General features: G+C 41.9%; 11 protein-coding genes. 6 read left to right on the forward strand and 5 right to left on the reverse strand.

The genetic code is table 11. The annotated features are described in order from the left end of the window. Positions 1–2 precede the first annotated feature (2 nt). The 3 genes from EHS13_RS24530 to EHS13_RS24540 form a co-directional block, all read right to left on the reverse strand. Positions 3–1340, reverse strand: coding sequence for a DRTGG domain-containing protein (locus tag EHS13_RS24530; protein ID WP_155702912.1), 1338 nt, complete (start codon positions 1338–1340; stop codon positions 3–5). Positions 1341–1370: 30 nt separating this feature from the next. Further along, complete coding sequence (locus tag EHS13_RS24535; protein WP_155702913.1) at positions 1371–3872, reverse strand: bifunctional diguanylate cyclase/phosphodiesterase; 2502 nt, start codon at positions 3870–3872, stop codon at positions 1371–1373. A gap of 135 nt (positions 3873–4007) precedes the next feature. Continuing rightward, positions 4008–4241 (reverse strand): hypothetical protein, encoded by a 234-nt coding sequence (locus EHS13_RS24540; protein ID WP_155702914.1) that lies wholly within the window; start codon positions 4239–4241, stop codon positions 4008–4010. 143 nt (positions 4242–4384) lie between these two features. Here EHS13_RS24540 and EHS13_RS24545 point away from each other — a divergent pair, with 143 nt between their 5' ends. Genes EHS13_RS24545 through EHS13_RS24565 form a run of 5 tightly spaced genes read left to right on the forward strand, consistent with a single transcriptional unit; the run spans position 4385 to position 10514 of the window. Beyond that, positions 4385–5761 carry a YheC/YheD family endospore coat-associated protein gene (locus tag EHS13_RS24545; RefSeq protein WP_155702915.1) on the forward strand — a complete coding sequence of 459 codons (1377 nt, stop codon included), beginning with the start codon at positions 4385–4387 and terminating at the stop codon, positions 5759–5761. Between the two features lie 19 nt (positions 5762–5780). Next, on the forward strand, positions 5781–6878 hold the full coding sequence (locus EHS13_RS24550; protein WP_155702916.1) for a YheC/YheD family endospore coat-associated protein: 1098 nt from the start codon (positions 5781–5783) through the stop codon (positions 6876–6878). A gap of 36 nt (positions 6879–6914) precedes the next feature. Continuing rightward, entirely contained in the window at positions 6915–8288 is a 1374-nt protein-coding gene (locus EHS13_RS24555; protein WP_155702917.1) for a YheC/YheD family endospore coat-associated protein, read from the forward strand. Next, entirely contained in the window at positions 8289–9407 is a 1119-nt protein-coding gene (locus EHS13_RS24560) for a YheC/YheD family endospore coat-associated protein (protein WP_227013513.1), read from the forward strand. A 9-nt stretch (positions 9408–9416) separates the two neighbouring features. After that, positions 9417–10514: a YheC/YheD family endospore coat-associated protein gene (locus EHS13_RS24565; protein ID WP_155702918.1), complete on the forward strand. Its 1098-nt coding sequence runs from the start codon at positions 9417–9419 to the stop codon at positions 10512–10514. A gap of 67 nt (positions 10515–10581) precedes the next feature. Here EHS13_RS24565 and EHS13_RS24570 read toward each other — a convergent pair whose 3' ends face one another. Next, positions 10582–11259 (reverse strand): hypothetical protein, encoded by a 678-nt coding sequence (locus tag EHS13_RS24570; RefSeq protein WP_155702919.1) that lies wholly within the window; start codon positions 11257–11259, stop codon positions 10582–10584. Between the two features lie 169 nt (positions 11260–11428). Here EHS13_RS24570 and EHS13_RS24575 point away from each other — a divergent pair, with 169 nt between their 5' ends. Further along, positions 11429–11842: a Cif family virulence factor gene (locus tag EHS13_RS24575; RefSeq protein ID WP_155702920.1), complete on the forward strand. Its 414-nt coding sequence runs from the start codon at positions 11429–11431 to the stop codon at positions 11840–11842. A gap of 17 nt (positions 11843–11859) precedes the next feature. Here the strand turns inward: EHS13_RS24575 and EHS13_RS24580 are convergent, their stop codons facing one another. Continuing rightward, complete coding sequence (locus tag EHS13_RS24580; protein ID WP_155702921.1) at positions 11860–12429, reverse strand: manganese catalase family protein; 570 nt, start codon at positions 12427–12429, stop codon at positions 11860–11862. Positions 12430–12433: the final 4 nt, after the last annotated feature.

Raw genomic sequence — 12433 nt, forward strand, 5'->3', positions numbered from 1 at the left:
CTTTAATGATCAAATACTTGTGCAGTGAGCAGCGCCTTAGAAATAAGCTGGCCATCGTGATATATCTCTACATCGATCTTACCGAATTTACGGCTGATTTCGATAATTTTGGGGCGAATATCAATAATGCTATCCATTTGGACCGGTTTAATAAAATAAATCGACATGTTATCAATGACTAAATCGCCTTTTTTATGCTCATGCACCACTTGATAAGCGGCTTGTGTCATTAAAGTAGTTAGAATACCTGCAGAGCCTGAACCAAAGTTATTCGACATCTGTGGAGAAACCACACCACGAAAAGCAAGCTGCCCTTGCTCGTCCCGAACTGCATCAAAACCTGACCAGATTAAATCCTCAAAGGTTTCCCCAATTTGCGGCTGCCGTTGGATATATTGCATCACCTTCATAACATCCTTGCGGCTGATCACGCCAATCATTTTGCGATTGGTATCGACTACAGGCAATAATTCAATCCCTTCCCAAACCATTAAATGCGCTGCCGAAGCAATTGAGGTCCTTAAATGCACGGTTAGCGGATTGCGTGTCATCTGTTTATCTAAGGTTTGATTGGGATCCGTATTAACCATATCCTTGGAAGTAATCATCCCGATTACACGGTTCCACTCGTCGATTACCGGAAACCGGCTATGTCCAGTTTTTTCAATCAAGAGCTGCCAATCCTTGACTGTATGATGGCTTTTCAAGGCAAAAACCTCTGTTTTTTCAGACAAAATATCCTCGACTAACATGACTTTTTTCTTAATTAAACGGTCATAAATGGCGCGATTAATCATCGAAGCCACTGTAAAAGTATCGTAGCTGCTAGAGATGATTGGCAAACTTAAAGTATTAGCTAGCTTGATAACCTCTTCACTTGCAACGAACCCACCAGTAATCAGCACAGCTGCTCCTTGCTCCAATGCACAAATATGCGCTTTCTCCCGATTGCCGACAATTAATAGGTTGCCAGCATCAATATAACGCAGCATCGCTTCCTGCTGCATGGCACCAATGACGAATTTATTCAAGGTTTTAGGCAGTCCATCTGTCCCGCCTAGTACTTCACCATCGACAATATTAGCGACTTCGCCATATGTAAGCTTGTCGATATTAGCTCGTTGTTTTTTCTCAACCCTAACTGTGCCAATTCGTTCTTTAGTACTAACCAAGCCTTGGTTTTCCGCTTCTTTAATGGCTCGATAAGCTGTGCCTTCACTAACCTCCATGGCCTTTGCAATCTGGCGAACGGATATTTTACTGCCGACCTTTAAGGCTTCAATATGTCTAATGATTTGTTCATGCTTTGTAATCGTTTGTTTAACTTCTTCCGTATCCATTCTGCTCTCGCCTCCATTCTCGTTCAAAGCTTATCTGGCTTGTAAGAACAAAGTTATTTCCTCTTCCGCAAGTGGCTTGCTAATAATAAAGCCTTGAATTTCATTGCATTTTCTCGAACGCAAGAACGAAAGCTGCTCGTAGGTTTCTACTCCCTCTGCGACAACACTAAGCTTTAGGCGACGTGATAAAGCTATAATCGTTTTGGTAATCGCTGCATCCTTGGAGTCAGCTGAAACATCCTGAATGAAGGAGCTATCTATCTTGATAATATCGATTGGAAAAAGCTTTAAATAGCTTAAGGACGAAAATCCTGTTCCAAAATCATCAAGTGAAATTTTCACACCTAGTTCGCGTAATTGATTCAGCTTCGCGATAGTCATAGTTGCATTTCGCATAACCATGCTCTCCGTTAATTCCAGCTCTAACCAAAAAGGCTCAAGCCCCGTTTCTTCAATAACCTTAAGTACAGTCTGATAAAAGTCATCACGCTGAAATTGAATACTTGAGATGTTAACGGATACTCGCTTAGGGTTAATCCCCATTTTCTGCCAAGCTTTATTCTGTAAACAAGCTGTTCGTAACACCCATTCACCAATTTCAACGATTAATCCTGTTTCTTCAGCCATACTAATAAATTCGGATGGATATAATAAGCCTAATTTGGGATGCTGCCAACGAATCAATGCTTCTACAGCCGTAATCTGACCACTGGCTACATGCTGCCTGGGTTGGTAATGCAGTACAAACTCATCTCTGACTAAAGCTTTGCGTAAAGCTTCCTCCATTTGAAGCTGTTCCTTCGCCAAAAGATTCATCCGAATATCATATAACTGATAATTGTTGCGCCCTTGTGATTTGGCATTGTACATAGCAGCGTCTGCATTGCGAATCAAGGTTTCTTGATCGTTCCCATCTTGAGGGTACACGCTAATGCCTAAACTACCTGAAATAGTAAGTTCGATGGACTCGAGCTTTAAAGGCTTAGCTAAAACGAGCAGCAGCTTCTCCGCCAGAATGGTGATTTGATCCATTTCTGATAAACCGGTCAGAATTAGCAGAAACTCATCCCCGCCCATCCGTGTGACTGTATCCGATGCACGCAAACAGCTTTTCAAACGTTCCGCTACCGTTTGCAACAATATATCTCCTACACTATGTCCAAAAGTATCATTTATCGACTTAAAGCGGTCCAAATCCAAGAACATCACACCAACAAGCTCTTTGGAGCGTGCTGCGAGCGCTAATGCTTGTCCCAAACGATCTTGGAACAAGACTCGATTCGGTAATCTTGTTAAGGCGTCATGGTAGGCAAGGAATTTAATTTTTTCCTCCTGGCTGTCTCTTTCTTTGAGAATATTATCAAGCGATATCGCCATCTTATTATATGCATTTCCCACAGATTGAAGCTCGTCCTTAGTATCCAAATAAATGCGTTCACTGAGATCGCCGTTAGACATTCTTGCCGCAGCCCGCATTAATTTATAGACTGCTCGTAGAACAGAAAGGTAAAACCCAACGAATAAATAGACCAAAATTAACCAAATCGCACCTGTAAATCCGGCTACAAAGTATTTTTTCTGCTGCAGTTCATCCGACTTTTTATTTAATAACTGATTTAATAGCGGCAAGCCATCGTCGTACAGCTTAAATCCCGCATCCAATGCTTCGGTTCCCAAATCAAATAATTGGTTGGGTTTCATTTCTGTGAAATCAGGGTTAGCACCCACTAATTTATCCACAGCAAACCGAAAAGTAACATATTTCACTCCGAAATTATCTATGTCCTCCGGCAGCTTGCTCTTAAACTTCAAACTATTGTTAAAATTAAGCAATCCTTTTTTGATGTCATCAAATTGAGGATTAATTGTTCCTGATAAGGTAATAAGTCTATATGCTTCGGATTCTGATAAATACCTTTTGGCAACCACACCTGCACTTAACCCTCTAGCTTGTCCAATTGTTTCTAGCGTTTCTGGAAGCTTAATTAGCAAGCTTTCAATGTATGTATGATTATCCGAATCCAGCTTCAGCTTCGAATAACTGCTTATCTGGTTTATTAAGACTAGGCTATCTTTGATTATTTTAGTATGTAAGGAGAAGCTTTCCACAGGAGCAAGCTTGTTTTGTTGCTTTTGCAAGGAATCCCATTGTTTCTCAATTTGGAACCAGGTGCTGCTTGCCTGCCATTTACTATCAAACGTGGCTTCAGCACTATGGATTACCTCAATATCTGCAAGTATTTTTATGTTTTTTTGAACCAAAGCATCCTTAAATTCAGCATCTCCATTTAAGAGGATATTTTCTCGTCCGCGATGCTGTTGAACATCTTCAATAAAATAACGGATAGCCGCGTTATAGGCGACTCCCTTTTTCTCTAACTTGATCACGTTGATCTGAGCATTTAGATCGGAAATAAGCAAATATAAGGTAAGGCCAATAGGCAACAGAAAGAAAAGTCCAATTAGCGAAAACTTCTGCAAATAACTAAGTCGATTCATCAAACTAACACTAGGCAAGAAAAAACTTTTCATTGTATGACATCCATTCACTCATTTGCTGTTCTATAACATATAATAGTAAACCCTAACCCAGCATAATTCAAGGGATTTTTCCATTATTCGACTAGTTATAGCTGCCTGCATCTGATTTAATGCTGTCGAAAAAACTTATCTATCTGAGCGCTGCACTTGCTTCAAAGCTTTTGTTTCAACGCTAACTTCCTGGTCTACTTTTAATAAAAAATAGGAATGAGCAGCAATAACAGTAAGTGCCAATGCAAGCCAGGTAACGGCAAAAATCGTCTCCATGCTAAAACCTTGTCCCAATCGCAGTTGTGGAACCGCAACAATCAACATTCCGGCTGCAACAATCAAATAAATATAATTTTGTAACCCCTTCATCTATAATCACTCCCTTCTGGTCTAATCAGTATATGAAATTCTTCTAACCGATATGATACTGTTTTGCGGAAGATAGGCGCTAAATAAGCACCAAGGAAAATACGCCCTCATATGATGAAGAAGTGCTGGAAGGAGGGCCATCTATGGCAACAACAAAAATCGCGATCCATGTGCAAAGCGACAGTGCTATCTTGGATGATCAGACCATTATGCTCGGAGAAACCTTTTTCAAGAAATGGAAGCTAACGGCGAATCAAAGCGTTACTTTGGTTTATGGATCTCATAAAAAAGATGTCAAGGTTATCTCGATTGCTCGGTTGGTCGGATTACGTCTACAAGGAACATTAGCCAATCTTCTGGGCTTGCATGATGGCGCAAATCTAAGCATTCGCTACAGAAAGAGCACACGTACGCTTTACATCGGTCCTTTAATTGGCGTGATGATGAGCCGAGTGTCCACTAAAGACAGTGAAAAGCCATTTGGAGCTAACACAGCGTTCTGCAAGGAATTAACGGATGCCTGTGCCAAATATGGTGCATTCATTTATTTCTATACGCCAAAGGGTATCACTCCAAATTCGCAAACCTTAAACGGCTGGAGCTTTTCCAACCATTGGAATAAAAAAACTTTCCCTATTCCTAATGTCATTTACAATCGCTTAACCACACGAAAGCTGGAGAATCAACCGATCGTACAGAAGCTGATGAATGATGCTAAATCCCGTTATGGCTCTGTGGTTTTTAATGAGAAATATTTGAATAAGACTGAAGTTTTCGAAGCCTTGAAAAAAGAGCCAGGATTACTCGGGCTTTTACCAGAATCCTATCATTTTAAAAGCTTCGCAATGCTCAAGTCGATGATGGCCAGACATTCAACGATTTTCCTCAAACCCATTACAGGCAGCTTAGGCAAAGGAATCATTCGTATTTCTAGACTCTCAGATAAAAGCTATCAATACTCGTTCAATAATACGTTGAGTGGAATGCGGACTAAAAATTTTTCAAACCTTACTTCTTTGTATAGCAGCATTTCCGGCGTTCTTAAGCACCAAAGCTTTCAAATTCAACAGGGATTAAAGCTCATAGAAATTGGCGGAAGACCTATCGATTTTCGCGTGTTGGTGCAAAGGAATGAGTTGGGTGAATGGTCCTTGACTTCCATAGTAGCTAGAACGGCTGGCCAGCATAATTTCGTTTCCAATTTGGCGCGAGGCGGCAGTTTAAGCAAAGTCAAAGATATTGTCGGTAAATCCAACCTCAACCCTGCCAATAAATCCACGTTGAATAATAAGCTAGGCATAGCTGCATTGAAGATTGCTAAAGGTATTGAAGCTCAGGTGCCTGGACATTTTGCTGAGCTAGGGATTGATTTAGCTGCGGATTCTCATGGAAAAGTATGGCTGATTGAGGTAAATTCAAAACCATCTAAAGAAGATAATACACCGCTAGTTGAAAATAAGATTAGACCCTCTGTCATCAAGGTCGTGCGTTATGCTCAATTTCTAGCCAAGTTTTCATAAGGTCCGACTGAGGTGATCTATGCTTACTAAATCTTATCAAAAAATAGTCGGGATTATGATAAGCCCATCTCAAATCGGCCCACCTTTTACAGGCCAATCCCTTTTTGCCCACCTTTGTGAGCTTGGGACTAAATGGGGCATTCTCGTTTTCGTATTCTCCCCAACCCACGTGGATGATAAAACAGCGACAGTTCAAGGGTATAAATATCAGGCTTCTGGTTGGATTAAAGCGTCCTTCCCCCTGCCAGATCTCATTTATGACCGGGCCTTTTTTACCAGCTATCCTCATTATTTACGGCATCAATCAGCAGTCAGTGCCTTACAGCGACTTAAAAAAACCCCTTATCTGGGTCGTGTCCTTCAGGGAAAATGGGGAGTGCATAAGGTACTGCTTAAGCACCCGAAGTTAACACCACATATTCCGCTGACAAAACTATTTAGGCAGCCTTCGCTTCTTTTCCGATGGCTTAAGGAATATTCTTCCGTCGTATTAAAACCGGAGGCTGGTTCACAAGGAAGAGGTGTCTTGATTATTACTAAATCTGATACTGCTTCATACAGCTTGCGTGGGAGAAGCATGCAGAATCGACCTATTGCTAAATCTTTTACGAATTCATTTGCTTTGCTGCAATGGCTGCTTGCCTTTATTGGATCAAGAAGTTATCTGATTCAGCAGTATTTATCACTTCAAACAGATGATGGAAATGCATTCGATATTCGCGTTTTGATGCAAAAGGGTAGAGACGGCCAGTGGGCACAGACGGGTATGGCTGCTCGAGTGGGCCAGCCAACAAGCATTACCTCCAATCTACATGGCGGTGGCAAAGGTGCTCAGGTGCTACCCTTGCTAGTCAAGCAATTTGATTCTGTTCGTGCTAACCAAATCATCGATACCATCAATCAACTATCGTCATTAATCCCCACTCATCTCGAGCACCATTTTGGCCGACTGGCTGAGCTTGGATTGGATATAGGTATTGATCAATCTGGGTCAATCTGGGTTATTGAAGTTAATTCTAAGCCCGGCAGAGCGGCTGCTCGATGGTTTACTCAACCCGCTGCTAGATATGAAGCCATGAGCAACCCACTGCAATACGCACGTTTTTTACTGCAATAACTGTTAATTTAGGAACAATCTTGGGAGGGTAGCCTGATGAGTTTGACCACCTGCTCCATCATCATTACGCAACAATCAGAAAAAGTGATTACAATCAGTCGCTCCTTAAGCAAAGCCTTGCAAATTAATACGGCTCGCCCCATCATTCTAAAGCTTGGCAATAAATCAGTAAGTGCACATGTGAAGCTTTGGAATCGAGAAGGCCATGTAATGTCCATCCCGCATGTACTCTCATCCTCGATCTATTTACCTGCCTCAGGTAAATGTATGGTCAAAAGCAGCAATGGGCGCGAGATCCAGCTTGGACCTTTAATCGGAGTATTAGCTGGACCTGCTAGTAATTCGGCTGTATTGCCTTTTGGCGGACGCACAGGGTTTATCCGCGAATTCATGCAGGCTGGTGCGAATAAAGCCTATTACTTTGCTTTTGCCGCCAATCATGTCGACTGGAATCGTGAAGTGGTGACTGGATACTTCCTAGATGCAAACGGGAAATGGATCCGCAGGACGGTTCCGTTGCCTGATGTTGTCTATAATCGTTTGCCAAGCCGCAGAGCAGAAAACTCTGCAGCCATGTCTGCTTTCAAAACAAAGTTTGTCAATCGGAAAATCCCGCTGTTCAACTGGAGCTTTTTTGATAAATATGACATCTATCGTTTACTGGATGGTGAACAGGAAGCTTCCAAGCATGTACCTGAATCGATCAATAATCCCAAAGCAGATGAAATTCGCCGCATGATGGAGAAACACCGTTTCGTTTACTTGAAGCCTGATGCAGGCAGCTTGGGAATCGGAATATATCGCCTTACCTATACACCTAATCGTGGATATTTCGCTCGCTTTCGTCGGAATGGCATTAATGTGCTTATCCGCTTTCCGCGTTTTGACGGGTTGTTCAAAATGCTGCAACGGCACAATCTCAAGCTGCAATATTATGTCTTACAGCAAGGTGTGCGTCTAATCGAGCTCGAGAATTGCCCCATTGATTTCCGCTTCCACCTTACCAAGAATGGCAGCAATCAATGGGTGGCTTCTGGAATTGGTGCTAAGAAAGCCGGAAAAGGCAGCGTAACTACACACGTACGGTCTGGTGGAATGCTGATGATGCCTGAGCAAGTGCTGAAAAGTGTCTTTGGCAGCAGAGGTGATCAAGTGCTGGAGAATGCCAAGAATGTAGCTATTCGGCTTGCAGAAGCCATTGAACGAAATTACCCGCATACCTTAGGTGAGCTTGGCTTTGATTTAGGAATTGATCAAAACGAGCGCGTATGGATGTTCGAAGCCAATGCTAAACCAGGCCGATCTATCTTCAAGCTCCCTTCCCTAAAAGCTCAAGGAAGAACGTCTCTGGTCAATCTGTTTGAACATTGCCAGTATTTAAGCCGTTTTCGTCCGAGGAGGGAGGGCTAATTGGATTCCAACTACCGTAATGGTGCTAAACCAACTTCCATTGCCATCTTAACCATGCATGACGAACATCGCCCGTTTCGCGGCAACCTCTTTAATTTTATAGATTTAATTCGTACAGGTAAGGAGCTGGGCGCTAGGGTTTGTGTTGTTACGGCTAGAGATATAAAGATCGGCAAACCCAAAATTAAAAGCTTTATTTATAATGCCGACACCAAAAGCTGGGTACAGAAAATGACACCCCTTCCATCCATTATTTACAATCGCATTCCATCAAGAATGGATGAGCTGCAGCCTGATGTGCAGCAAACGATACAAGCCTGCATGAAGCATGCCAAAATCCGCTTGTTTAATCCCAGTTTCTTTAACAAGTGGACTCTGTTCGAATGGTTGAGCAAGGCAAAGGAAACGAAGAAATATATCCCAGCCACACGCATGCTTTCTCAAGTCGATGAATTGGAAGCCATGCTTAACCGTTATGGTCTTGTCTATTTAAAACCTGCTCGCGGCAAAGCCGGTCGAGGCATTATGAAAATTGAACTTACTCATTCTGATCTGCCTTACCGCCTGCACATTCAGTTTAAACAAACTAGCCGAATTTCGGCATACCGCACCATCACAGAGCTTGGTACCAAGCTTAATCAACGCATAGGCTCTGAAGAATATATCGTTCAACAAGGCATTCAGCTGGCTAAATACAACAATCGAGCGTTCGATTTACGTGTTCTCGTTCAAAAGAATGCTAAAGGGTTGTGGAGTATAACTGGGGTTGGAGCAAGAATTGCCGGCGACTTCAGCATTACCACCCACGTTCCGCGTGGCGGGTCCATTGATGAACCCCAAAAGCTGCTGAATATTACATTTGGCCGTGCAATGGGGAAACGAATCATGTATCGTGTGAAGCTGTCCGCTTATGCTATCGCTAAACAAATCGAGAAGGCAGCTAAGCATACCATGGGTGAGATGTCGCTTGACTTAGGCGTCGATACAACCGGACAAATCTGGTTTTTCGAAGCTAATTCACGGCCAATGAAATTCGATGAGCCTGAGATTCGCAAAAAATCTTTAGAACGCATCATTCAATTTAGTGAATATCTGACTCACACCCGAAAGAAAAAGTAGGTGAATAGTTTGCCTCAACCAACCCTTGGCATTATGGCGCTATATCTGAATGGTAAAAGGCTCGAGGAAATCGATTATTTTCGCAAGCTAACAATACAAGGGAAAAAACTCGAGCTAAATGTAATTGTGTTTACACCAGAAGACCTTCATCCCACTAAAAAAGCTATTGCTGCCCTGCAATATGATCCGCTTAATAAAAAGTGGACCAGAAGCTGGAAGCCTATTCCTAATTTGATTTATGATCGCTGCCGCTACCAAAAAAACTATCGTTTCCCATTATTACGCAAGTTTCGCGCCAGTTACCCACAGCTAACTTATTTAAATCGCCCCATTGCACATAAGTGGAACGTATATCAATCGTTATATAAAGATCGCAGTATTCGAGCTTATCTTCCAGAAACTATTCAGTATCACAAAGCTAGCGACCTATCCCCTTTTCTGCAAAAATATCCGCTTGTTTATCTGAAGCCCAGTGATGGTACCGGAGGCAGAGGGATCCTCTGCATTCGCCGTCTGGGCAATCAGCTTTTTCTGATTCAAGGCAGAGACCTTTCACGTCGAATTATTCCACCACGAAAAATGCGCGCAGATCAGATTGCTGCAAGCTTTCAAAGCTGGGGTTTTAAAGATCATTATTTGATTCAGCAAGGGATTTCGCTAGCCCTGCCTGATGGTCGTGTACATGATTATCGTTTATTAATCCAGAAGAATGGCAAAGGTGACTGGGAAGTAACAGGGTGTGCTGGACGAATAGGTCCTCTACGTAGTGTTACCTCGAACTTACATGGCGGTGGGAAAGCGATGTCAATGCTCAAGCTGCTGCAAAGTCGCTTTAATTCAGCCGAGAAAGTAACTGAAATCAGCAAATCAATGGAGCAGCTAAGTCACTTGGTTGCGGTGCATTTAGAGAAACATTATGGTCGTTTATGTGAGCTTGCGCTTGATATTGCCGTATCACCTACGGGTCAGGTTTGGTTATTGGAGGTAAATCCTAAACCAGCGCGTGAGGTGTTTGCACGGATTAAGGAAATCGATACTTACGAGTCAGCGATTCGTCGCCCATTGGAATATGCCTTATATCTAAACGAAAAGAACCATTCTGAATGAAGATGGCACAAAATAAGCCTTCTCTTAAGTAGCTAACTTGAGAAAAGGCTTATTATTATTTAATTTGTTATTTTATCTCATTTAGTGACTTGTTTAATTTATCCAGTTGCTTTAAGAAATCTGCATAAATAGCTTTGAGTCTGGTTATCTCTGTTTTAGTTGACTGAATTTTAGCCGCTTGATTAACATCACTTTGAATGCTTTTTAATAAGGTTTCATTTTTCTTAATTTCTCCCAAAACGACATCAATTTGTGCATTCATTCCAATAATATTCACTTTTATTTTATCTATACGCTCAGCGTTGCTAACGGGTGCAGGAGTTGTTGTAGGTGTAGTTGTAGGAGCTGGTGATTGTGATGGTGTAGGAATAGGTGTATTTAATGGTGAGGGTGTATTAGAAGGTATAGGTGTATTTAATGGTGAGGGTGTATTAGAAGGTATAGGTGTTGCAACAGCTACCTCATTAGGGTTCTTAATGACCATATCATTTTTTTTTGTTAATATCACCATTAAATCCGCATTAAAGCTAACATCATAACCAAATAAAGCAGCCGCAGATCTGACCGGTAAATAGCTTGTACTATCAATAACCAACACATCTTTATCCGCACGTACGTTGTTAATTAGCAACGGAAAACTGCCTTCCACTTTCTTGCCAATCAATGAAATTATATCATCTGCATAAGCAGTAAACCCCAGGGACAATCCGATCCCAATTAACATACCTAGTACAATTTTTTTCATATATCCCCATTCCCTTCCGCAAAATACTAGGTACATTATACGACATATTTTGCGTGAGGAGAATGGGGGTATACCAATCTGGGTCGATACCACTTGGAAGATACATAAGCAGATGCTATAATAGGCAAGTTAACAAGGCTAGACCAACATACAAAAAGGGGAACTCTCGATGAAACAAAAATTAGGAATTGTAATTGCCATACTTGCTATGGGTGCTGTGCTTGCTCTATCGTTGATCCATGATTCAAAAGCCAATGCCGCCCATTCACCGGAACAAGCCATTAAAAAGACCATTCTTGCCTACTTAAATGCCCTTAATTCAGGTGATATTGATAGCCTAGTTCAGTATTCAGATGATCTCCGTTTTCCTGATAAATCGGTGCAGAAAGATACATACACACAAAATAAATTCCAACAATCGATAACTGACATCACTATTAAGACATTAGAACCCCAAACTGCTACAAGCTATATGGTTATTTTCTCAGCAAAAATAGACGGAGACCCAAGGGATAATCTTCCAATTCCAGTAGTGTATAAATATGGGAAATGGCTAGTAGTAATGGGTCAACAACAGCAGTAGCAATAACGGAACCCTCGTTAAAATACCTTCTGAGCCGTCTGATCTGCTTTTAGAATCTCAACGGCTTCACGGAAACGCAAGGAATGAATGATTTCCCGCTCACGCAGGAATTTCAAGCTGTCTTGAAGATCAACATCGTCCGTCATATCAATTAACCATTGATAGGTTGCGCGGGCTTTTTCTTCTGCCGCAATATCCTCGTAGAGATCTGCGATTGGATCTCCCTTGGCCTGAATATAGGCAGCGGTAAAGGGAACACCCGACGCGTTATTATAGAAAAGCGCTCGATCATGGGCCACATAATGATCCCCTAAGCCAGCCGCCTTTAATTGCTCCACTGTAGCATCCTTCGTCAGCTTGAAAATCATTGTCGCGATCATTTCGAGATGAGAAAATTCCTCCGTAGAAATATCTGTTAGCAAGCCAATAATTTTATCAGGTATCGTATATCTTTGATTCATGTAGCGTAAAGCTGCTGCCAACTCACCGTCTGCCCCCCCATATTGCTCCGCTAAATATTTAGCCATCATAGGATCACATTTACTGACTCTTACCGGGTATTGCAGTTTCTTTTCATAAATCCACATTAGG

Origin of the sequence: Paenibacillus psychroresistens (assembly GCF_009728935.1) — a bacterium.
Lineage (GTDB): Bacteria > Bacillota > Bacilli > Paenibacillales > NBRC-103111 > Paenibacillus_AC > Paenibacillus_AC psychroresistens.